The following is a 22,153-nucleotide window of genomic DNA, read 5'->3' as shown; positions in this document are numbered from 1 at the left end:
CTTCCAGTATCCCATCGGTTGGCAACGCTCTTGCTCAGTGCTTCGCGGCAACGACGCGTCCGTGTGAAGTAAGTGCACGTTGGCAGTGATTACTGGCATGAGCGGCATGACTTTGTGCGCGCTCACTAACCGAATGCGAGAGGAGAAAGCAATGAAAATCGTGAGAGTACTGTTGATGGGATTATTCGTAAGTGCTCAAGCCAATGTTGTTCTCGGCAACGATGTGGCATCGGCACCGGGTTCATAAGGACGGTGATACTTGGCGGATTGAAATAAGCCGTGAAAATCAGCTGGTCTCTTCGACCGCAACGCTGGAGAAAACTATTGGGATTACGATCGTGCAGGGGCAACCGCGAATCTCTCAGATCGAGGGAAATCAAAAAACAGAGGTCCCGATACAAGCCGATGGGCCAGGTCAAACGACGCTGCGATGGATCGGCAGGAGCGAGCAACGACAGGATTTGAAGTTCCCCCTTTCAGTTGGCCAGAAGTGGAGCTACGAGTATAAAACCCGACCTGCCGGCGCGCGGCAAGATCAATCACGATCTGTGGAGGTGAATGTCGTTGGCATAGAACAGGTGACCGTGCCGGCGGGCGATTTCAAAGCCTATAAGTTGTGAAAACTGACCGCGCCAACCGTGCCAATTCCGGTACAAGCACGTCAACTTACTATTACAGCCCGGAAACGCGCAGCATCATCAAGAGCAGCACCGAGGCCGCCGCTGGGGTGGGTACGACTCAAAGTCATCTGATGAAGTTTTCACCGGCAAGTTGACCGAGGCATTCCGGAGTGATGGAGTGTTGGAGTCGTGGAGTAATGGGTTCCGAAAACCCAACACTCCAACACTCCATCACTCCGATACTCCATCACCCCATTTTTGGTTATCCCCAAAGCTCTTTGCTCGCGATGCGGGCGCCTTCGGCCATGGCTTGGAATTTGGCCCAGCCCACCTGCGGGTGGCCGACGCGTGAACCGATACCGCAGTCGGTGCCGGCGATGACGTTGTCCTTGCCGACGATCTTCGCGTAGCGCACGAGGCGATCGGCGATCGCTCGCGGGTGTTCGATGAAATCGCTGCAGTGGCCGATGACGCCGGGCATGAGCATTTTACGGGCGGGAAGTTTTACTTCCTGCCAGACCCGCCACTCGTGCTCGTGCACCGGGTTGGAAGCTTCAATCGAATAGCAGCTTGCGCGCACTTTGAGAATGATGTCGATGATGTCCTTGAGCGGCATGTCGTATTTGTGCGGCCCATGATAGCTGCCCCAGCACATGTGGAAGCGGATGCGATCTTCGGGCAAACCCTTGAGTGCGTGGTTGAGCGCGTCGACGCGCAGCTCTTGATATTTGCGGTAATCGGCCAACGACATGTCGGGAAACATCTGCCAAGCGTCGGCAAGATCGGGATCGTCGATCTGTAAGACGAAGCCAGCGTCGACGATGGCCTTGTACTCTTCGGCCATGGCGCCGGCGATGGCGAATAAATATTCCTCGTTGGTCTTGTAGTATTCGTTCTTCATCCAATGCTCCATCGTGCCGGGTGCGATGGCGGGGAGGAATGCTTCTTCATATTTCTTGCCTTGGAGGGCGGCTTTCAAGTTGGCGATGTCTTCTTGCACTTCTTCTTGGCCGACATACTTGAGTGGCTCCACCGCGTAGAACACGCGCGCATGATGGCCGATGGCCGTGCGGCCCCCACGGTTGAAATATTCCGTGAACTCTTTCATGTCGCGGCCAAAAATTGACGTCGGTTTGAAATTGAGGTCGGCGGTTCGCTCGACGAAGCCGCCGAGGCGCTCTTTGGTGTAGCGGGAAAAGTTCGATTTGCCGAGTTCGCCGTCGTTGACGACATCGATGCCGCACTCGATTTGTTTTGCGACCACTTCGGCGACTGACTCGCGCATGCGCTTGCTGAGCGTCGCTTTGTCGTAGGCTCTGCCCTCGTTTCGTGCCACCAACATTTCCATCAAATCTTTGGGGCGCGCCAAGCTGCCGACGTGGGAAACTAAAATTCTTTCCGTGCTGTGTTTCATATTATTCCTTCGCCTAGTCTAAATATCGCGTGTCCAGCAGGCCGATGCAAAACTCATAAGAATGCTTCGACAAGCCAGATGAATGGATTGTTTTCAACGATTTCAATCTCCGATCCGTTCGCCGCGAGTCAGTCGCAAGTTTTTAGCAGCCTAACCCTGATTACTCATCGCTGCGACGCGATCGAAGTGAAACTCTTCCGGAGCGAAGGCAACAGATATCCGCTTCGACGCCGTCCTGTAGGGGCGACCGGCGGTCGCCCGGCTCTGCGAATGGCGTTGGAAAGGTCGAAGATATACCAAGCCTCGGCGAATCAAACCGAACGATTCGCGCTGATGCCTTCGCTCCTCCAGAGGTCCACTTCGATCGACAGAGTGCCATGGGTTTTCCCCGTCGCATGAACAGTTCAGCCTAAGACTTCGCCGGCAGTGCCTTTTTGATTAACTCGCGTATCGTGTCCAACTCTTCGATCCATTCGGTCTTAATCCACAGATAGCGTCCGCCTTTGACGCGCTTCGCCGAATCCAGGACTTTGTCCTTGGCAATGTCTTCGCGCAGGGAGTCATATTGGCCGAAAGTTCGGGCGTTGTGATCGAGCCAGATGCTCTGGCCTTCTTTGGATAACAGCCAGTTCACCGCAACCTTCGCGGCATTTGGGTGAGGCGCGCGATTGAAGAAACTCAAGGTGCCGTTGTAGGTGGCGAGCGACGCGCCTTCTTTCATGTGGTTGGAAACGAACTGATTCACCGGCAGCCCCTGGGAAATCGCCTTGTCGACGTCGCGCGCGCCAAACCCGAGTGCGTATCTACCCGTGCTGAGCCAGTCGATCAACTGGTCGTCGGAGCGGACCACGGTCATGTCGGTTTCAGCGTAGAGCCGGCGGAGAAACTCCGGGCCGAGGTCGGGGTGTTTATAAAAATAGATTTGCGGCGTGTTGATCGGCCCGGCAACTAGCGGGTCGATGGTGACGATCTTTCCTTTCCACTTGGGGTCGAGAAGATTCCAATAGGAGCGAATCTCGTTGGCATTGACCATTTTGGTATTGAAAGTGATGTCGCCGGCGCGCGGCGTGCCCTCGAAGACAAAAATGTAGCGCCCCTCCGGGTCGTTGTAGTTGTGCTTGCGGTCGTACCAGACCGATTCGTTCACAACTTCGGGCCAAACCAACAAAGGTTTGATCGGCTCCAGGATTTTTGCCTTGTGGAAAACCGTCAGCGGCGTGATGTTGCCTGTGATGCAGAGATCGGGAATGTATTTGTCGCCGCGCCGTTCGTTCATGACACGCTGCCCTAGCTGAAAGCCGCGGCCAACGACCGTCGAGACTTTGATCTTGGGGAATTTTTTTTGGAAAGCTTCACGAAAGACTGACTCAAAGGCGGAGGTCATATAGATGTTTAGGCCGCCTTCTTCTTCGGCGGCTTTCACCGTCTTGTCCCAATCGGCTTGCCAACCGGGACGTGACTCGGCGCCGAATACGAGCGCAGGAGCAAACAACAGCGGCACTGCGAGCGCGCAGAGAAAATTCCCAAATACCCGAATGATCGAAATCATAAAATCCTTTTCAGGTTTGTTGATCGCAGCCTCTGTCAAAGTCTCGACAGTGGTTAACATCTCGCATGAAAAGCATGGAGCCCCAAGCCGCCATGCTAAGCTTTTGGCATCAGTTACCGATGAAATGATTTGAGAGAACTCTGATCACGCGAGCATTTCCAGAACAATCATGTTGCAGACGATTCCATTAAGCAATCCTAAGATCGGTGAAATCTTGGCTCGTGAGGGATTCTTGAGCAAAGAACAGCTGGCCCGCGGACTCGAGGCACAGAAGAAAGAATGTCCGACGATGCCACTGGGCAAGGTCTGCGTCGCGCTGGGCTTCGTTTCGACGCAGCAACTTGGCACTGTATTGATGAAGCACCATAAGCGCATTCCCCTCGGCGAGCTGTTGGCGCACCTGGGCTTGATCAACGCGGCACAACTTCAAGACGCCCTCGAACATCAGCGCAAACAGAACCCGCGTAAAAAGCTCGGCGCGGTGATGATGGAGAAGGGCTTGATCGATGAAGCCACGTTGATCCGGGCACTTTATGAGCAATCACAAAGCGACGGCAACGGTGCGAAACAGCCGCGCGGCAAGTTCGACGCTTTGGTCATAGCTGGGCGTTTGCAGCAAGCGGAGGTTGATGCCGCTCAAAAAGACGCGCAACGCATGGCCGTCCCGGTGGAAAATATTCTCATGGAACGCTACCGCGTCGGCCGCAAGGAAATCGGCGTGGCGCTGAGCGTGTACTATCGCTGTCCATTCATGGAGTTTGACGAGAAGCAGACTGTCGCCCGCGAGCAATTGCGCGGTGTCAACCTGAGCTATCTCAAAGCCAACTTCTGGGTGCCGCTGCGGGTGACGGACAAATCGGTCGTTGTGTTGCTTGACGATCCCTATGCGCACACAAAGGTTCAAGACATCCAGCGCCTGTTTCCAGGCAAAGAGATAGAGCGCCGAGTTGGATTGCGCGACGATATCTTGAGGTACATTAATTCAATCAACGGGCCAGCGGAGAGCAAAGCACGGGTCGAGTCCCTAAGCGCGATCTTGGGTCAACTGGAGGAAGCCGATTGGGATGAACAGAAAGAGGTTAAGGAAGAGGTTCTGGTCAACGAAAACGACAGCGGTGTCGTCAGGTTGGTGAACCAGATCATCTCGGAGGCTTCAAAACAGGGGGTGTCTGACATTCACATCGAGCCGCAGGGCGGGCAACTTGAAACGTTGATCCGCTTCCGCGTTGACGGCCGTTGTTTTGAATATCTGCGGGTCCCGTCCGCGTATCGTCGCGCCCTGGTATCGCGGCTTAAGATCATGGCGGGCATCGACATTGCCGAGCGGCGCAAGCCGCAGGACGGCAAGATCAAATTCCGCCTGCGCGACCGCAGCATCGAGCTGCGCGTCGCGACGATCCCCACGGCCGGCTTAGGCAACGAAGACGTTGTGCTCCGGCTGCTCACCGCGGAAAAACCGCTGCCCCTCGACGAACTGCACATGATCGCGCGCAACCTCCGTGAGTTTCGCACAATCTTGGCAAAGCCCTATGGATTGATTCTCTGCGTTGGTCCCACCGGTTCGGGAAAAACCACGACGCTGCACTCAGCCCTGAGTGCTATCAACGAAACCCATCGTAAGATCTGGACGGCGGAAGATCCCGTGGAGTTGACGCAGCCGGGGCTGCGCCAGGTGCAGGTGAATTCCAAAATCGGCTTCACATTCGCCACCGCCATGCGGGCGTTTTTGCGCGCCGACCCGGACGTTATTATGGTCGGCGAGATCCGCGATCGTGAAACTGCCGATGTGGCCATCGAGGCATCGCTCACTGGGCATCTAGTGTTGTCGACGCTTCACACCAATAGTTCCGTGGAAACGGTGACTCGCTTGCCGGAAATGGGCGTTGACCCGTTTAATTTTGCCGATTCGCTGCTCGGTGTGCTGGCGCAACGGCTGGCGCGCTGCATTTGTGAGAGCTGCAGGGAAAAGTATCACCCGACCCGGGATGAGTACGATGCCTTAATCTACGGCTACGGCGAAGAAGCCTTCGCTAAGTTAGAGATCGCATACGATGAGAGCTTTTTCTTATATCGTGGCAAAGGCTGTCCTGCCTGCCGCGACAGCGGCTACCGTGGTCGCATTGGACTGCACGAGCTCCTGATCAACACGGAAAGGGTCAAGCAATGGATCCACAGCCGCGCCACGGTGGCTGAGTTGCACAAGCTCGCGCTTGCCGAGGGCATGACGACATTGGTGCAAGATGGTGTCTTGAAGGTTTTGCAAGGCTGGACTGACTACAACCAAGTGAAAGCCGTTGCCATGCGTTAGCAAGGTCATCTCCTGACCTTGTCGATGCACCCACGCTTCGAAGTGGGGTTTCCAAAGGGCGGGGTTAGTTCCCAACCCGCGAATACTCTGGTTTTTTTCTCCTTCGGATTGCCTTTCGCTATCGGTGCAAGTACCGCTCGATGCTCTTTCTGTTTGTATAACCTTAAGAGCAAACGGATTCGAGCCATCCGATGTTCATGGATACATTGAAGCCTTGCAAATAATTCGCTTGCGGCGATTTCGTGCGTCGGACTATAGTTGCGCCGGTTCCAATCATCCCTCCACGGAGGCGCTATGCATGATCTAATTTTGAGGAACGGGCGAATTTACGATGGCTCCGGCATGCCGTCGTTCGTTGGCGACGTGGCAATCAAGGACGGCCGCATTGCGGCGATCGGCCGAGTCAACGAATCGGCAGCGCAAGTGTTGGATGTCTCCGGCCTTGCTGTCGCGCCTGGATTGATCGATTTTCACACCCACTTCGACGCGCAGCTCATGTGGGACCCGCTCGCGTCATCATCGAGCGAACATGGCGTGACCACAGTGGTCACCGGCAACTGCGGCCTGACGCTGGCGCCCTGCAAACCTGAGGGGCGCGATGCGCTCATCGGTACTTTCGTGCGCGTGGAAGCGATGCCGCGCCACACGTTGCAAGCCGGCATTCCGTGGGAGTGGACGACCCATGGTGAATATCTGAACGCTTTGGAGCGGCGACCGCTGGCAGTCAACGTCGCAACATTGGTGGGTCACTGCGCGGTGCGCCAGTACGTCATGGGTGAAGCCGCCGTCGAACGGGTTGCGAACGAGGGCGAGATTGACCAAATGGCGCAGCTTGTACGCGACGGTATGAAGGCCGGTGCGTTCGGCTTCTCGACCAATTCCAATCAAACCCACTATCGTGAAGACGGTAAACCGGTGGCGAGCCGCTTCGCGGATTTAAATGAGATCGCGCAGCTGAGCCGCGCACTCGGCGAGAGCCATCGCGGCGTCGTGCAGCTTACCCACGGCGCGTTTGCGACGCCGGAGCATGTTGCTCAGCTCAAGAGTTGGTACGACGCGATTCCTGGAGAAAGCGGCAGGCCATTGATCGGCGAAAGCATCCGCCATCGCTGGAGCGATCCTGATTTGTGGCGCAAACAGTTGGACGACGTCGAAGAGCGGGTGCGCCGCGGCGCGGCGGCCTATGCGATGACTTCGACGAGATTAGCGATCAGGCGTTGGAATTTGAAAGAAGGCGATCGCTTCGATGCACTGCCGAGTTGGAAGAACGTGATGCTGCTGCCGCTGGCTGAGCGAAAAGCGCAGCTACGCGATGCCGGCGTGCGGGCGCGGCTTGCCGGTGAGGTCGGCGATCGCAAATTCCGGCTTAACTTCTCGCGCCGCTGGGATTTAGTGTTCGTCAATAAGACCAGTTGGAATCAGAACTATCAAGGCAAAAGCATCGCCGAAATTGCCCATTTGCAGGGCAAGTCAGATGTCGATGCCCTCTTCGATCTTGCCCTGAGCGAAGAGCTCGAAACTGTCTTCGAAGATTCTGTTACCCAAGGGGACGAGAAGGCCGTGCGAGAGATCTTTTGCAGTCCGTATGTGCTGCTCGGGCAGTCCGATGCCGGTGCCCATGTCGCCAACGGTAACCCGGGCTTTGGCTACGCGACCTTTTTGCTGAGCTATTGGGTGCGCCAGCGCGGTGTTATGCCGTTAGAAGAAGCGGTTAAGAAACTAACTTTCATGCCGGCGTCGGTCTTTGGCTTCCACGACCGGGGACTCTTGCGCGCCGGTCTGGCAGCTGATGTCTTCGTCTTCGATCCCGCGACCATCGATCAAGAAAAACCTGAGCGTGTGAACGATCTCCCCGAAGGTGCGCCGCGTTTCATTCAACACGCCAAAGGCGTTCACTGGACGATCGTCAACGGCAAGCTGATGATGCAAAACGGCACGCACACGGGGAGTTTTGCGGGGCAGGTGCTGCGGAGCTGCTGAGAAGGAAGCGCTCCGGAATTTCTCGCGCAAAGAACGCAAAGTTCGGAGTAGGGGCGCGATTCATCGCGCCCGCCCTGACGATATGAACGGCTCCCATTCTCACCTGCTTAGAAAGTCACCGTCCCCGGCGGCGCGTCCAGGTCGAACGTGCGCGCGACCATCGAGATAAAATTGTAGTGAGCGACCAAACCGACGGCTTCGACCAAGCGCTCATTGCCGAGCTCTTTTTGCACGCGGGCGAACATCTCATCGGGCATCTTGCGCTCATGTAAAAGAGTGCGGGTCATTTCAACCACCAGGCGCTCGTGCGCGTTCAAGGCATCGAGATGCGTGTTGGCGCGCAAAGTCTCCAGCGCTTCCGGGCGCATGCCGACTTGCTTGGCGCGAATCTCATGGCGGCTCCACGGGTAGCGCACGTTCATGGCCCGCGCGATGGCGAGAATGATCAGCTCTTTGTCGACCGGGTCGAGCTTGCCGTGATTGCGGAAATGGTCTTCAACAGCCGAGAAATGCGCAGCCATCTGCGGCGAGTGCATCAGCACCGCGTAGGGGCCGCCGCCAGGCGTGCGCCCGGAGTAAATGCCGTCCCAGAGTTTTTGGTTTTCCGACGAGAGTTGCTCGCGCGTCAGGCTTGGTAGTTGGCCCATTGGTCCTCCGGTTTGTTAACGAGATCTGACGGATCCTATCGATCCGGCCGATCGGTCGGATCATTTTCGCTATTTCAGTTTTTTCCTCAGCTCGGGGAGAAAGCCTGTCGACTCCAGGTTGCGCACAAAGCTCGTGTCGATCACCTCATTGAGATCGACCTGGGTGATCTTCGGGTTGATGCGCGCCAAAATGCGCTGCACCGACTTGAACGCTGCGGCGTTGGGCGCCATGTCCAGCGTGGTCATTTTGCGCAGCACTCGGTACGACCCTTCGATGACCTCGGGCTTGTTCAATCGCAGATTCTTGGCCACGACCCTGGTCACGTCCGCCTTGTTGTTATCGTCGAGGATGTAGGCGACCGACTCGGCAAGCGCGCGCGTGACGCGTTGATAGAAGTCGTTGCGGCTGGTGACCGATTCCTTCAGCCCGCAGATCTCCGGCCCCTGGTAAGGTGCGGTGATTTCAGCGGCATCGATCAACGATTTGAAACCCTGCGGGTACAGCGTTTCGCTCAGGCCGTAGGTGATCACGCCGAAGTCAATATTGTTGGTTATCATCGCTTGGGCCATGGTCGCTTCGTCGCCGATGATGCGCACCTTGATGCCATACTTATCGGGATCGACGCCCAGATGATCGAGAATGATCATCGTCTGCAGCCACAAGCCGCCGCCGATGCTTTGGACGCCGACGGTTTTGCCGCGCAGATCTTCCGCATGGCGCACTTCTTTGCGGACCATGAGATTGCGGGGAATTTTATTGACGGGACCGGCGACACAAGTCATCTTGATGCCACCCGAGACGGTGCTGAGGATGGTTGACTGCGCAGCCCAGACCGCTTCGACTTCTTTCGCGACAGTGGTCGCGATGCTCAAAGCGCCGCTGCGCACCTGGATCATCTGCGCATCGATGCCGTATTTCTTGAAGAAGCCGCGCTCGCTCCCGATCCACATCGAACTCGCAGTTTCGTTGAAGCCACCGTAGGCGACTCGGAAACGCTCTTGGCCATGGGCGGCAACGTCGAGCAAGACAACGGCAAGCAGCGCGAGTAAACTAGACGAAAATCTACGCATGGGTTCTCCGGTCCACGAACAATGTACGTATCGCGATGTAACGCACTCGTGCGAAGGCTGTCAAGGCGGGCGGCATTGGTTGACAGCGGCGCGTGAATGCCAGTAAGAAACAGTTCCGGGTTTCGCGTTTCGGGTTTCAAGTTCTCACTCGGTTCAAGATTGTTTCGCCACACGGTGGTGAGCGAGTCAACGGCGCTAACTCTACGTCAACAGAAAGGCAGAAGAGATTATGAAAATAGCTATCCTCGACGATTATCAAGACGCGTTTCGCAAGCAGAAAGCCGTGGCAAAGCTTGCAGGGCATGAGATCGTTGCGTTCACCGATACGGAGAAAGATCCGGCGCGTTTAGCTGACCGGCTGAAAGACGCCAACGCCCTCGTTCTGACGCAACAGCGCTCGAGTTTCCCGCGCGCGGTCATCGAGCGGCTGCCTAATTTGAAAGTGATTTGCCAGACCGGCTCCGGCACCGCACACATCGATGTTGCTGCCTGTAGCGAAAGGGGCGTTGCCGTCTGTGCTGCCGGCTCGGGGCGGTCGAATTCGACTGCCGAGTTAACCTGGGGCCTAATTCTGTGCTCGCTGCGCAAGTTGCCGTTCGAGGTCAAGCAGCTCCGCGAAGGGAAATGGCAGTCAACCGTCGGCGTGGAAGTGAGGGACAAGACGTTGGGAATCTACGCGCTTGGCAAAATCGGTGGCATTGTCGCCGCCGTTGGCAAAGCCTTCGGCATGCGCGTAGTCTGCTGGGGGCGCGAGACCACCAAAAAGCGGGCCGCGGAGGCGGGTTATGAATTTGCCGCCAGCCGCGAAGCGTTTTTCTCCGAGTGCGACGTGATCAGTTTGCACCTGCCGCTCAACAAAGACACTCGCGGCATCGTCAAAGTAGCAGATTTGAAGCGCATGAAACCGACAGCACTATTCGTCAACCCAAGCCGCATGGGATTGGTGGCTGACGGCGCATTGGTCGAAGCGCTGAAGAGCGGTCGGCCGGGCTTGGCCGCCACTGACGTGTACGAGGAAGAGCCGGTGGTCGGGGCGAATCATGCGCTGCTCAAAATGGACAACGTGGTTTGCACGCCGCACCTCGGCTACGTCACCGAGGAAGGCTATCACAATTTCTACACGACGATCATCGACGAACTGGCCGCATTCGCTGCGGGGAATCCGATCAATGTCGTGAATGCGGATGCGCTGAAGAAGTAATGCATCTGACTTCCCCCTTTGAAAAAGGGGGGGTAGAGGGGGATTTGTAGTTTGTGCGCGCAAGAAAATCCCCCCTTGCCCCCCCTTTTACAAAGGGGGGAATCATAATTGTTCGGGGGACTGTCTTAATGGCACTAAGAAAAGGGGCAGATTACATCAAAGGGCTGCGCGACGGCCGTGAGGTCTGGTACGCCGGTAAGCGTATTTTAGACGTGACGACGCATTCGGGCTTTACCGGCACGATCAAAACGCTGGCTGACTTGTACGATCAACAACACGATCCAAAAAGCCGCGATATCATGACGCTGGATCACGAAGGCGAACGGATTTCGTACAGCTACTTGCCGCCGAAGAACGCCGAGGAGCTTTTACTAAAGCGGCGCAACATCGAATATTGGGCGAAGGCGACGTTTGGCCAGATGGGGCGCTACCCCGAATTCGTTGCTGAGCTAATCGTTGGTTTGTTTGACTGGTCGACTATTATCGAGAAGACCAACAAACAGTGGGCGGAGAACGCTCGTGCCTACCATCGCTATGTCAGCCGCAACGACTTGTGCCTGACTCACGCGCTTACGGATCAATACTACGACCGCACCAAGCCGGTGGGCGCGCAGGAAGATCCTGACCTGATATTACATATCGTCGGCGAGAAGAAAGAGGGTGCGGTGGTGCGTGGGCTGCGCACGCTTGCAACCCTGGCGCCGATCTCTGACGAAGTTATCGTTTACCCGAACCGGCCGCGCGAAGCCAACGAGCAAGACTATGCGATAGCCTTTGCGATTCCGATGAATGCGCCGGGATTGAAGATCCTCTGCCGCGATCTCTACGCCGAACACGCCGACCCGGAGCGACAACCGCTAACGACACGCTTCGACGAGGTCGATGCGGCGTTGATTTTCGACGATGTCGTCGTGCCGTGGGAGCGGATTTTCGTTTACAAAGATCCGAAGCTCTTGGCCGGTATCAACTACATTCACACCTGGGGACAGTACTCGACGATGCTGCGCTTGATCACCAAGCTCGAGGCTTTTCTCGGTGTCGCGCAGTTGCTGACGGAAATCGCCAAGCGCAACACGACCGCGCCGTCGCAGATCCTATTGTCGAGCTTGATGCAGGACATTGAAATCCTGCGCTGCTGCATGAAAGTCGCCGAAGAGACCGGCTATCGCAGTGCGGGCGGCACCTGGGCGCCGACCCTGAGCGCGGCCTACCGCGTGCACAGCATCGAAGCCTCCGACCGGGCAGAGAGGACGATGGAAGGTTTGTTAACTAGTACGCTCATGCTGAGCGGCGGTGCCTCGGACTTATCTAACAAAGACATCGGTCCGTTCGTCGAGCGCTATTTTCGCGGTGGCGCGAAGGATACGAAAGAACATTTACGTTTGATGGCGGTTGCCGCCGACATGGTGATGACGCCGTTCGGCAAGCGCAGCCAACTCTACGAGCGCTTGCAAAGCGGCGAAGTGGACCGGATGCGCCAACGACTCTATGGCCAATACAACGATCAGGCGCCGGCAGAGCGCATGAGGCAGTTTGTTAGAGGCATGGGAGATTGAAGAAGCAACAGTCGGTAGGCAACAGGCAACAGCTTGCTGGGGGCGCGCATGTTACAGATGTTTTTGATGTTTCCTTTACCTTCGTGATCTTCGTGCCCTTCGTGGTGAATATTTCCCCTCCGAACCTTTGCGTCTTTGCGAGAGATTGTTCCGGTCGGTTGCGGCTGTGCCGCCCTAGCCCGGATTATTCATCGCTGCGGCGCGATCGAAGTGAAACTCTTCCGGAGCGAAGGCAACAGATATCCGCTTCGACGCCGCCTTGTAGGGGCGACCGGCGGTCGCCCTGCTCTGCGAATCGCAGTGGAAAGGTCGAAGAAATGCCCAGCATCGGCGAATCAAACCGAACGATTTGCGCTGATGCCTGCGCTCCTCCAGAGTTCCACTTCGATCGACACAGTGTCACGGGTTTTCCCGGTCGCATGAATAATTCGGGCTAGGTGCTCCGTGGTGATGTATCTGAATCCACTACCGTGGATTAAAATCGCTCAACACGAGATCGATCACGCTCAGTTTCTTTTCCTTTTCGCACTGCATCGCTAAATCGATGGCGCCTTTGATGGCGCCCGGGTCGCTCACGCGCACGCCCTCGCCGCCGTGGGCTTTGGCGTAGTGCTGGTAGTCGGGCCGCGGGCCGATTTCGGCGCCGAAGTGGACGCCGGTGTTTTTCGCGGCGCCGGTGGGGAAATATTTGATCAGGCTGGTTTCCATCGACAGATAGCGGCCGTTGTTGAAGACGACGGCGTGGATCGGCAGGCCGTACTCTTCCGCGACGCCCAAGCAGGACGGCACGGCGTTGTAGTGAAAGGCGCCGTCGCCGATCAGCGCGAAAACCGGCCGTTCGGGCATGGCGAGTTTGACGCCGAGCGCGTAGCTCAAGCCGACGCCAAGGCCGCCAGTGATGCGAGCGAAATAAGATTGCGCGTCAGTGCGCGGGATCATTTCTTGAATCAAACCGCGGTAGACGGTGGTCTCTTCGGAGATCACGGAATCGGCCGGCAGCGCTTCGCCGAGCGCGTGGATGGCCCAACGCGGGTCGAGCGGGCTGGCAGCCGCGTGTTTCTTGGCTTCATCATGCAGCTTGCCAAAATAGCTTTCATGCTGCTCTTTGGCCCGCGCTGCGCGCTGCGCGTATTCTTTGCGATTGGCCGCGACTTGTTCTGACGCGCTGCCCTTCTTGATCAGCTGATCGAACGTCGAAGCCGGCGGCGCGACCAATGCGAGGTCGACGTTGTAGCCCCAGTAGGGCAGACGCGAGACTGGAAATTCTTCTGTGATGCTGATGATTTTTGCGTTCTTCGGTGTTTTGCTCGCCGGGTACCACGGCGTGACCGATTCGACCATGAGAATCAGGTCCGCAGCCTCCACCGCTTTGGGGTCATGGTGCAGGTAGAGTGGATGGGTGCGCGGAAAGTTCAGGAACGCCGGCCGATAAGTCTCCATCACTGGAATGCCGAACAACTCACAAAACTCGACGAACCTTTGCACGGCGACCGGGTCGCCGCCGACATGTTCGGTCAACGCGAGCGGATTTTTCGCCGCCGCGATCATGTTGAGCGCGCGATCGATCGATACGTCGTCGACGCGCGCAGCGCGCACGACTTCGTTCGGCTTTCCGTGGTCGATGTCGTTCACTTGCTCCATCATGCACTCGAACGGAATCCCAACCAGCACCGGACCCGCCGGCGGCTCGACGGCGATGCGCACTGCGCGTTCGATCGTGGGACCGAGCAGTTCAGCGGACGAAATGCGGTCCGCCCACTTCACGCAGCTACGGAGTAAATCGGGCGAGCCGCCGAGATCGGTCAGATCATGCAGCCATTGGCCGCCGGGATCGGCGACTCTGGTGTTCTCGCCATAGGCAGCAATCTCGCCGGTGAGAATGACCATCGGCGTGCGTTCGTGCAGCGCGGCGCGCATGGTCATGGCGCCGTTCAACGGCCCAGCGGTGGCGTGCAGCATGACGACCTGCGGCCGATTCGTTACTTTTGTGTAGCCGGCAGCCATGGCGACAGCGACCGCTTCGTGGCGGCAGTTGATGTATCCCGGATTCTTCGCGCCGCGCGCCGCCGCTTCCGCGAGCGCTTCCCACATGGGCGGCCACTCGGAACCCGGAGAGGAAAAAATGTATTCGACGCTGCTTCGCTCGATCGCTTTCAACATCGCTTGTCCGCCGTGCATGATGGTTCTCCTTGGGGGATTGATTATCGTGTTATAGTGCGACTTTGCCGGACCATCAAGCCGTCGAAGTCTGTGTTGTAATCCGCGACGGCAGCGCGTAGCGTGAAGGCTCAAGCAAACTTTTGTGCGCTTGGGAGGTCTTGTGAATTGTGTGAGTACGCTAAAGCTTGCCGTCTTTATCGTGGTTGGCTTTTGGTTCTTTGTCGACCATCGTGCCGCGCCGGCTGCTGAGTCTGGAGTCGCGGTTCAGAATGGTTCGGTGGTTTCGATGGAGTACACGTTGACAGACGACAAAGGCCAAGTGATGGACACCAGCAAAGGCAAGCCGCCATTGGTTTTTACCAAGGGCAGCGGCCAGATCATCCCTGGTTTGGATAAAGAACTCCTCGGCATGAAAGTTGGCCAGGAAAAAAAGGTGCAGGTAAAGCCGGAGGATGGCTATGGTCCCGTGAACCCGGCGGCATTTCAAGAAGTTCCCAAAGACAAATTACCGCCCGAGGCACTCAAAGTTGGGACCATGCTGATGGCCAGCGGGCCGCAAGGGCAGCCGATGCCGGTGCGCGTCCATGAGATCAAGGATTCGACCGTAATCGTCGACTTCAACCATCCGATGGCTGGAAAGACGCTCTTTTTTGACATCAAGGTTGTCGATATCAAGAAAGCCGGGGATAAAGCGGCACCCAAGAAACAATAGCGAGTCTGCCATGCCCTACAGCACAAACCACGGCGTCAAAAGCTACTACGAAGTCTCGGGCGAAGGCTATCCGCTGGTCTTGATGCATGCCAACCCGTTTGACCGGCGCATGTTCATGTACCAGGCGGCGCACTTTTCGACGTTTGTGAAAGTGATCAACATCGATCTGCGCGCCTACGGCTATTCTGACAAGCCGGCAACGCCGATCACGATGAACGATCTGTGCGACGACGTGGTCGCCGTGTGCAAACAGGAAGGCGCGCGCGAAGCAGTTTTTGCCGGCGTCAGCGTCGGCGGTGTCATGGGCTTGCAGTTGGGGCTGGACCATCCGGAGATTTTCAAAGCGCTGATTCTAGTTGGCTGCAGCAGCATGCCGGGCGACCGCTACGGCAGCCGCATCGATGGTTACATGAAGCAGGGCGTTGAGAAATTTCATATCCAGCATCTCACCGACCTGGTGAGCAAAGACTTTCCGCAGACAATATTGGGCAAATATTTGTTGGGCATGCACACTGAGATGGACGCCGAGCTCAGCGCGCCAGCGATTGCCGAAATCTTCAATGCGTTACAGAACCGCGATCTCACCGCGCGCTTGCCCGAGCTTAAAATGCCGGTGCTGATCATGAACGGCGAGTTCGACAACTCGCTCAAACGCAGCAAAGAGATGAGCACGCGCATCGCCGGGGCGGTGCATCATACGATCCCCGGCGCCGGGCATGCTTGCTGTTTGGAAGATCCCGCAACCTTCGATGCTCACATGCTCCAATTTCTCAGGAAGCACGGCTTCATAAAACCGTAGGGGCGGGTCTGAGACCTGCCCGCGGTCGTTGCGCGATCATGATCGTAAAAAGTATTGCCATCGCATTTGCCGTGATCGCCCTTGTTGCTTCGGTACATGCTTCGGAGTGGAGAGAAAAAGCCGAAGCGGAAGGCAAACTCACCTGGTACGCCTCACTCGGCGCGACCGACGCGCGCCGCATTATCGATCGCTTCAAAGAAATTTATCCAAAAATCGACGCGCAGTTTTATCGCGCCGGCGATGCGCAGTTGATGGAGCGCATTCTCGCCGAGGCGCGGGCCGGCAAGTTTGAATGGGACATCGTCAGCACGACCGGCTTTTATGCGCACAATTTGAAAAAGCGCGGCCTGTTGGCGGCCTACGATTCGCCGGAGCGAAAGTTTATTCGCACCGGACACAAAGATCCCCAGGGGACGTGGACTTCGGTTTACACGAACTACACGGTGCTCGGCTACAATAGCCGGCACGTCAGCCGCGACAACGTGCCCAAGTTGCACAGCGACTTGCTCAAGCCAATGTGGAAAGGCCAAGTGGGCATCGTGCAGACCGCCTACGAATGGTTTGCCGTCATGCTGCAAGCCATGGGGCAGGAGAAGGGTTTGGTCTTCATGCGTGAGTTGGCTAAGCAGCAGCCGCAACTCCGCAACGGCCGAACTTTGTTGGCGCAGCTCATTGCCGCAGGAGAGGTAAACTCGGGATTGGCCGCTTACTCGCAGAACTTTGAAACGTTGAAGCGCGACGGCGCGCCGGTGGATTGGGTGCCGCTCGATCCGGTTTACGCGAATTTGAATCCGCTGGGCCTGTCGGCGAAAGCGCCGCGCGCGAACGCTGGCAAGCTGTTCATCGATTTTGTTTTGTCGAAGACCGGTCAGGAGACGATCCGAGCGCAGCGCCGCGTGCCCGATCGCATCGATGTCTTACCCGATCCGCCGAAACTCGCGCAGGGGTTCACGGCGGTTTTTACCGCCGAGCAGGTTTACGAAAACTTCGATCGCTACGTGAAGCAGTTTCAAGAGATCTTTGGCAAGAACTGACCTCAGTTTCCAAGCCCAATAAAAACATCCGACTCCCCTCCTCCTTGGAGACTGTGCCGTAATCGTCATTCTGAGCCAAAGGCGAAGAATCTGCTTCATGCAACTGCGCGCAAAAGCAGATCCTTCGCTGGCGCTCAGGATGACAAATCGCGGGATTCTCGCATTCCGGCACAATTCCCAAAGCGGAAGACCTCGTGCTAACTGAAACTGAGAATCATTTCCGATACCACTGCCGTTGCCGCCGTAGGGCACGCGGTTTCAAGTCCAAGATTTTCACTTCAAGTGTGTCGCCGGTTCTCACTGTTGTTGCAATTTGTGAATAGCCCGTTGTAAGACGAAAGCACCTATGCCGTTGTACGAATACCGTTGCAGAAGATGCCAAAGCCTGACCGAGGCTTATTGGCCAAGTGTGAATAGTGCTGCGCGAGCCGTGAGATGCGAACAATGTGGCAGCCACGCGACAACGAAAATCATTTCCAACGTCAGTTTCAAGATTGCCCAGGGGGCGATGTATAACGACGAGTTTCTTCATCGCGCCAAGCCGTTTCTGGGCAAGCAGAAAGAGACGGCTGAGATGTTTGCCGAGGCAAAAGGCTCCGAGGATGCCAAGACTTTTCAAATGGCCGAACGAATCGGTAAACGCATTGACAGGGCACTGGCGCGGCGAGTGCCGCGCTAGTGCCCTGAATTCCAGATTGCAGATTTCAGATTCCAAATAGTGGGATCGAATTTCGAACCTTGAACGGGAGAGCCTATGTGGAACGGATTCAAAGTCATCGACGCCGACGCGCATCATCACGAGCCGCGTGACATGTGGGATCGCTACCTGGAGCCGGCTTACAAAGATCGCGTGCCGAAAGTCATTGGTATGCAGCGCAATTTTTACGTCTATGCCAAAGACGAAAAGTTGGACGACGCGCTCAATTCCGGTGGCGCGATCCCCGCGCATCACGATCAGTGGATGAAAGACAAGTACGGCGTGGCCTATGATCACTGGTGGTCGCCGGAGGTTCGGCTGAAAGACATGGACCGCTTTGGTTGGGACATCCAGGTGATTCTGTCGACCAACGGCAACCGCGTCATGGAAACGGCGCTGAAGAGGCCCGACGTCGGTGCCGCGATGGCGCGCGCCTATCACAACTGGTGCCGCGACTATTGCAGCACCGATCCGGCGCGTTTGAAGTTTACCGCGACGCTGCCTGCCAGCGACAGCTCGATGATGCTTACCGAGGCGCGCCGCGCTGTGGAAAAGCTCGGCGCGGTCTCGGTGCGCAACCCTCTGTTGCCCGAAGGCAAATGGCTGCACGATCCCGAGTACGATGGCCTGTGGCAGATGGCCAGCGACTTGGATTTTCCGATTTCTGTCCACGGCGAGTCACGCCACCGGCGCGCCGCGCCGTTTCGTCCTCTTGCCGTGCACGGCGGCCAGGAAGGACCGTTTGCGGCCCTCGATCACATCATGGGCTTTCCGATGGATAACATGATCACGTTGGCGCACTACGTGTTTACCGGCATTCTAGACCGCTATCCGAAGCTGCGACTGGGAATTTTGGAAGCCAACGCCGGTTGGCTCAATTTCTTCCTGCCGCGCATGGACGACCACTCGCACGGCCGGCGCGTCATCTTGGGTCAAGGTTTGCCGATGAAGCCGAGCGAATACGTCAAACGCCAATGCGTGATCTCCGCCGATCCGGATGAACCGGGGCTCGATGACATCGTCAAGTTTTTTGGCGATGACAATCTAGTGTGGAACACCGATTATCCGCACCCCGACGCACCGGATCCGGAGAAAGTCTTACCGTGGTTTGAGGCGCAGCCGATCTCGAACGAGAGCAAGCGGAAAATCTTGTGGGATAACTCGATCCGACTCTACGGGCCGAGGTTGCTGGAGAAGAACCCGTGAGAAATCCCTCGGAGTCCTTCGACAAGCTCAGGACGAACGGAAAGAGAAAAGCGTTGGGTAAGTTATCCGGTCATCAAGTTGTCGAAGCATTCTTCGATTCCGTGCTGAAGCCTCGTTTAAATGTAGATGCCTCACACATGGATCTCATTCGCCCAGCACTTTCTTCATCCGCTCCAACACCGCCGGCGGTTGGCTCATGACTTCCTTGGCCAACCGCTGCATTTCTTCGCCGCCGACCGGTTCCAGCTCGTAGTTGCGTTTTTCCGCTTCGACCTTCAACTCCGGGTCTTTGAGCGCGCTCGCCACGCCAACGCGCAACTGTTTGGTAATTTCCGGCGCCATGCCGGCGGGCCCAACCAATGGCCTGCCGAAGAATCCTCCGGCTAGAATCACTGTCGCGACGCGGCGCGACTGCTCACTGGTTTTATACTGATCCATCAACTCGTGAATTGTCGGCGTGTCCGCCAGCCGGGGGTCGCGCTTGCGCGACGACTGGGCCACGCTATGAACGAATTTGTTTTTCCTCCAGGTGTGAAACGGTTCGCGCGCCATGAACGATTCGATGGTCATGGCCCGGCAATGGATCTCTCCTTTCTCGACGGCGAGGTCGATGGGCCCGCCGCCTTGGTAGCCAAGCACGATATTGAACTTGGCACCGACGGTTTCTTCCAGCAGTTTGGGAAAGTAAAATCCAGTTCCGGCTGCGCCGCCGGAGCCGCACTTGGGCGGCTCGCTCGCTTTGCGCACATCCTCGATGGTTTTATAGGCGCTGTCGCTGCGCATGTAGAGATGGTGCTCGCTCGGCGCGGGCGTGCCGATGAAGCTGTATTTGGCCCAGTCATACTTGACCTCTCTGCGGGCGACCAGTTGATCGAAGTAAAGCGTCGGCGCAATCCAGCCGAGTGTGAGACCATCGGGTTTGGCGACGCCATAGACATAGTTGGCTGCGATCATCGAGCTGGCCCCCGGCATGTTCTGTACGATGAAGCTGGGATTGCCGAGGATGTATTTGCCCATATGGCGCGCGATCAGCCGCGGCCAGAGGTCGTTAACGTCGCCGGCGGGATAGCCAGTGACGATGCGGATGGTCTTGCCCTGATAGTAGGGAGCCTGAGGGTGCACAACTCCAGCGAGCAGCGCTATCCAAAGCAGCGCGGCAAGGACTTTTGTCATATCTGTTCTCCTTTGCAGAGGCCGCGATTCCGCTGCAGGCTATTACAGAGGGCGCGGCGCCGTCAATTCAGTTAGGATCTCTTCCGTTATAATGCTTGACGGTTTGCTGAACTTTCGCGTAGCCTAGTGAGGGGGCACAAAGGAACCCATGAATTATTTCCTGCGAATTATTGTTGTGAGCTGGGTCTGCCATTGCGCCGGCAACGCTGTGGCGCAGGAGATTGTTACACTGCCGACCCGGCCCCATGTGACCCAGTCTTTTTTTCTCACCAGCGCGCCGAAACGGACCGAGGCGATGGTCGTGCTTTTTCCCGGCTCGGGCGGCGCGATTCGCCTGCGCGACGAGGGCGGCAGGCCAAGATTTGACAGCGGCAATTTTCTCGTGCGCAGCCGCAGCGAATTTATCAAATATGGCGCCCGAGCGGCGATCATCGATGCGCCGTCGGATCAGCAAAGCGGTTGGGGCATGAGCGATGAGTTCCGGTTGGGCGAAGAGCACGCCGCAGACATCGGCGCTGTGATCGACGATTTGCAGCGGCGCTTTTCGAATCTGCCATTATTTTTGATCGGCACGAGCCGCGGCACAATCTCGGCAGCGGCGCTCGGAGCCCGCTTCGGCTCCCGGATCGCCGGCGTCGTAATGACGGCCTCGCTATTTCGCGCCGTGCCGCCGAGATCCAAAGAGCCCGGCCCCGGGCTCAGTCGTTTCGATTTCGCAACGATTCGCGTTCCACTCTTGTTTGCGCATCACGTCAGCGATCAGTGCCAGTTTACCCCCTACGGCGATGCGGCGCGGCTGTCGGAAAAATACCCGTTGATCTCCGTTTTTGGCGGTGACACGCCGCAATCCGGCCCTTGCGATGCGCGCAGCCAGCACGGCTTTCTCGGTAAAGAAAACCAAACCGTCGAGCAGATCGTCAACTGGATGTTGAAGAAGCCATTCCAGACCGAAGTAAAGTAGGAGGCGCTATGGCAACCGTGCCGCTCAAGACCGTCGATCGCGTCGAAATTCTCAGCGTGATGGACAACTCGATCGATGTATTGATGGGCAACACACCGGTGGCCAAGCGGCACAAACGCGGCAGCGACGCGCACAAAGGGCCGCAACTTCGCGCCGAGCATGGCGTGTCGATGCTCGTAACAACCTACTCGGGCGGCAACAAGGATTCTTTTCTTTTCGACACCGGCGTCACCGTGGACGGCGTGCTGCACAACATGGACGTGCTCGGCATCAAGGGCAACGAGCTTCACTCGGTAGTGCTGAGCCATGGTCACACCGATCATACGCGCGGTTTGTTGGGTTTCATCAAACGCTATGGCCGGCCCAGAGTGCCGATCGTGCTCCATCCTGACGCCTATTTAAAGCGCAAGAACGTCCACGGCGACGGCCATGAGTCGGAACACATTCCACCGAGCAAGAAAGATTTGGAAGCGGAAGACGTGCAAATCGTCGAAGAACGCGGCCCGACGATGTTAATCGGCGGCAACGCGCTGGTGACGGGACAGATCCCCCGCACTACGGCGTTTGAAAAAGGCAGCCCCAATCAAGTCGCGCTGATCGACGGCAAATGGCAGCCCGACCCGTGGATTCACGACGATCAGGCGATTGTCATCAACGTCAAAGACCAAGGCCTGGTCGTGCTGACCGGCTGCGGCCACGCCGGTGTGGTCAATACTTTGAAGTGTGCGCGGGAGATGACCGGCGTTAAGCAGATTCACGCGGTCATCGGCGGGTTTCATCTCACCGGGCCGATCTTTGAGCCGATTGTCCAGCCCACCGTGCAAGCGCTGCGCGAGTTCAATCCCGCCGTGATCGTGCCGCAGCACTGCACCGGTTGGAAAGCGACCCATTTGATCGCGCGAGAATTTCCTGACGCGTTTACGCCGAATAGCGTGGGCACGACGATGGTGATCGGCGGGTAGTTCTTGGATGCAGCGGTTTTGCGAAGGCCACGGATGACTGGCCTGAGAGTGCTTCACGCGGTAAACCTCAAGCCAGATCATCTTTCTATGCGGACCTTGCTCG

The 22,153-nt window shown here is 57.1% G+C and carries 18 protein-coding genes; 12 read left to right on the top strand and 6 right to left on the bottom strand.

The window, feature by feature from the left end; translation table 11 throughout:
- The first annotated feature begins 191 nt into the window (after positions 1–191).
- Complete coding sequence (locus tag FJ145_07565) at positions 192–620, top strand: hypothetical protein (protein MBM4261286.1); 429 nt, start codon at positions 192–194, stop codon at positions 618–620.
- 262 nt (positions 621–882) lie between these two features.
- Here the strand turns inward: FJ145_07565 and FJ145_07560 are convergent, their stop codons facing one another.
- Both FJ145_07560 and FJ145_07555 read right to left on the bottom strand, forming a co-directional pair.
- Positions 883–2,034 (bottom strand): cobalamin-independent methionine synthase II family protein, encoded by a 1,152-nt coding sequence (locus FJ145_07560; GenBank protein MBM4261285.1) that lies wholly within the window; start codon positions 2,032–2,034, stop codon positions 883–885.
- 409 nt (positions 2,035–2,443) lie between these two features.
- Positions 2,444–3,643, bottom strand: coding sequence for a hypothetical protein (locus tag FJ145_07555; GenBank protein ID MBM4261284.1), 1,200 nt, complete (start codon positions 3,641–3,643; stop codon positions 2,444–2,446).
- Between the two features lie 427 nt (positions 3,644–4,070).
- On the opposite strand from FJ145_07555, the gene FJ145_07550 reads away from it, so the two are divergent.
- Positions 4,071–5,891 (top strand): type II/IV secretion system protein, encoded by a 1,821-nt coding sequence (locus tag FJ145_07550; GenBank protein MBM4261283.1) that lies wholly within the window; start codon positions 4,071–4,073, stop codon positions 5,889–5,891.
- Positions 5,892–6,185: 294 nt separating this feature from the next.
- On the top strand, positions 6,186–7,871 hold the full coding sequence (locus FJ145_07545) for an amidohydrolase family protein (protein MBM4261282.1): 1,686 nt from the start codon (positions 6,186–6,188) through the stop codon (positions 7,869–7,871).
- Positions 7,872–7,978: 107 nt separating this feature from the next.
- Here FJ145_07545 and FJ145_07540 read toward each other — a convergent pair whose 3' ends face one another.
- The gene (locus FJ145_07540) at positions 7,979–8,518 is read right to left on the bottom strand and encodes a carboxymuconolactone decarboxylase family protein (protein MBM4261281.1); all 540 of its coding nucleotides are present in this window, start codon (positions 8,516–8,518) and stop codon (positions 7,979–7,981) included.
- A gap of 69 nt (positions 8,519–8,587) precedes the next feature.
- Positions 8,588–9,589 (bottom strand): ABC transporter substrate-binding protein, encoded by a 1,002-nt coding sequence (locus FJ145_07535; protein MBM4261280.1) that lies wholly within the window; start codon positions 9,587–9,589, stop codon positions 8,588–8,590.
- A 229-nt stretch (positions 9,590–9,818) separates the two neighbouring features.
- On the opposite strand from FJ145_07535, the gene FJ145_07530 reads away from it, so the two are divergent.
- Both FJ145_07530 and FJ145_07525 read left to right on the top strand, forming a co-directional pair.
- Positions 9,819–10,790 carry a D-2-hydroxyacid dehydrogenase family protein gene (locus FJ145_07530; protein MBM4261279.1) on the top strand — a complete coding sequence of 324 codons (972 nt, stop codon included), beginning with the start codon at positions 9,819–9,821 and terminating at the stop codon, positions 10,788–10,790.
- Between the two features lie 128 nt (positions 10,791–10,918).
- On the top strand, positions 10,919–12,346 hold the full coding sequence (locus tag FJ145_07525; protein ID MBM4261278.1) for a hypothetical protein: 1,428 nt from the start codon (positions 10,919–10,921) through the stop codon (positions 12,344–12,346).
- 465 nt (positions 12,347–12,811) lie between these two features.
- On the opposite strand, the gene FJ145_07520 is transcribed toward FJ145_07525, so the two are convergent.
- Entirely contained in the window at positions 12,812–14,524 is a 1,713-nt protein-coding gene (locus tag FJ145_07520) for a hypothetical protein (GenBank protein ID MBM4261277.1), read from the bottom strand.
- 151 nt (positions 14,525–14,675) lie between these two features.
- On the opposite strand from FJ145_07520, the gene FJ145_07515 reads away from it, so the two are divergent.
- From FJ145_07515 to FJ145_07495, 5 genes are all read left to right on the top strand, one after another.
- Complete coding sequence (locus tag FJ145_07515; protein ID MBM4261276.1) at positions 14,676–15,218, top strand: peptidylprolyl isomerase; 543 nt, start codon at positions 14,676–14,678, stop codon at positions 15,216–15,218.
- Between the two features lie 10 nt (positions 15,219–15,228).
- Positions 15,229–16,017, top strand: coding sequence for an alpha/beta fold hydrolase (locus FJ145_07510; protein ID MBM4261275.1), 789 nt, complete (start codon positions 15,229–15,231; stop codon positions 16,015–16,017).
- Positions 16,018–16,055: 38 nt separating this feature from the next.
- Positions 16,056–17,051 carry an extracellular solute-binding protein gene (locus FJ145_07505; GenBank protein MBM4261274.1) on the top strand — a complete coding sequence of 332 codons (996 nt, stop codon included), beginning with the start codon at positions 16,056–16,058 and terminating at the stop codon, positions 17,049–17,051.
- A 346-nt stretch (positions 17,052–17,397) separates the two neighbouring features.
- Entirely contained in the window at positions 17,398–17,730 is a 333-nt protein-coding gene (locus FJ145_07500; protein MBM4261273.1) for a zinc ribbon domain-containing protein, read from the top strand.
- A 75-nt stretch (positions 17,731–17,805) separates the two neighbouring features.
- The gene (locus FJ145_07495) at positions 17,806–18,954 is read left to right on the top strand and encodes an amidohydrolase (protein ID MBM4261272.1); all 1,149 of its coding nucleotides are present in this window, start codon (positions 17,806–17,808) and stop codon (positions 18,952–18,954) included.
- A 144-nt stretch (positions 18,955–19,098) separates the two neighbouring features.
- Here the strand turns inward: FJ145_07495 and FJ145_07490 are convergent, their stop codons facing one another.
- Positions 19,099–20,127, bottom strand: a complete 1,029-nt coding sequence (locus tag FJ145_07490) for a hypothetical protein (GenBank protein ID MBM4261271.1) — start codon at positions 20,125–20,127, stop codon at positions 19,099–19,101.
- A gap of 148 nt (positions 20,128–20,275) precedes the next feature.
- Here FJ145_07490 and FJ145_07485 point away from each other — a divergent pair, with 148 nt between their 5' ends.
- Complete coding sequence (locus FJ145_07485) at positions 20,276–21,088, top strand: alpha/beta hydrolase (protein ID MBM4261270.1); 813 nt, start codon at positions 20,276–20,278, stop codon at positions 21,086–21,088.
- An 8-nt stretch (positions 21,089–21,096) separates the two neighbouring features.
- Complete coding sequence (locus FJ145_07480) at positions 21,097–22,050, top strand: MBL fold metallo-hydrolase (GenBank protein ID MBM4261269.1); 954 nt, start codon at positions 21,097–21,099, stop codon at positions 22,048–22,050.
- Positions 22,051–22,153 lie beyond the last annotated feature (103 nt).

It is taken from the genome of Deltaproteobacteria bacterium (assembly GCA_016874755.1).
Lineage (GTDB): Bacteria > Desulfobacterota > Binatia > UBA9968 > UBA9968 > DP-20.
This window is presented reverse-complemented; position numbering and strand designations above follow the sequence as displayed.

Excerpts from the sequence above, each read along its gene's own strand:
- FJ145_07505 (MBM4261274.1), top strand. The coding sequence starts at position 16,056 with ATGATCGTAAAAAGTATTGCCATCGCATTTGCCGTGATCGCCCTTGTT.
- FJ145_07485 (MBM4261270.1), top strand. The coding sequence starts at position 20,276 with ATGAATTATTTCCTGCGAATTATTGTTGTGAGCTGGGTCTGCCATTGC.
- FJ145_07525 (MBM4261278.1), top strand. The coding sequence starts at position 10,919 with ATGGCACTAAGAAAAGGGGCAGATTACATCAAAGGGCTGCGCGACGGC.
- FJ145_07555 (MBM4261284.1), bottom strand. The coding sequence starts at position 3,643 with ATGTTAACCACTGTCGAGACTTTGACAGAGGCTGCGATCAACAAACCT.
- FJ145_07480 (MBM4261269.1), top strand. The coding sequence starts at position 21,097 with ATGGCAACCGTGCCGCTCAAGACCGTCGATCGCGTCGAAATTCTCAGC.
- FJ145_07535 (MBM4261280.1), bottom strand. The coding sequence starts at position 9,589 with ATGCGTAGATTTTCGTCTAGTTTACTCGCGCTGCTTGCCGTTGTCTTG.
- FJ145_07490 (MBM4261271.1), bottom strand. The coding sequence starts at position 20,127 with ATGACAAAAGTCCTTGCCGCGCTGCTTTGGATAGCGCTGCTCGCTGGA.
- FJ145_07540 (MBM4261281.1), bottom strand. The coding sequence starts at position 8,518 with ATGGGCCAACTACCAAGCCTGACGCGCGAGCAACTCTCGTCGGAAAAC.
- FJ145_07495 (MBM4261272.1), top strand. The coding sequence starts at position 17,806 with ATGTGGAACGGATTCAAAGTCATCGACGCCGACGCGCATCATCACGAG.
- FJ145_07510 (MBM4261275.1), top strand. The coding sequence starts at position 15,229 with ATGCCCTACAGCACAAACCACGGCGTCAAAAGCTACTACGAAGTCTCG.
- FJ145_07560 (MBM4261285.1), bottom strand. The coding sequence starts at position 2,034 with ATGAAACACAGCACGGAAAGAATTTTAGTTTCCCACGTCGGCAGCTTG.
- FJ145_07545 (MBM4261282.1), top strand. The coding sequence starts at position 6,186 with ATGCATGATCTAATTTTGAGGAACGGGCGAATTTACGATGGCTCCGGC.
- FJ145_07530 (MBM4261279.1), top strand. The coding sequence starts at position 9,819 with ATGAAAATAGCTATCCTCGACGATTATCAAGACGCGTTTCGCAAGCAG.
- FJ145_07520 (MBM4261277.1), bottom strand. The coding sequence starts at position 14,524 with ATGCACGGCGGACAAGCGATGTTGAAAGCGATCGAGCGAAGCAGCGTC.
- FJ145_07500 (MBM4261273.1), top strand. The coding sequence starts at position 17,398 with ATGCCGTTGTACGAATACCGTTGCAGAAGATGCCAAAGCCTGACCGAG.
- FJ145_07550 (MBM4261283.1), top strand. The coding sequence starts at position 4,071 with ATGGAGAAGGGCTTGATCGATGAAGCCACGTTGATCCGGGCACTTTAT.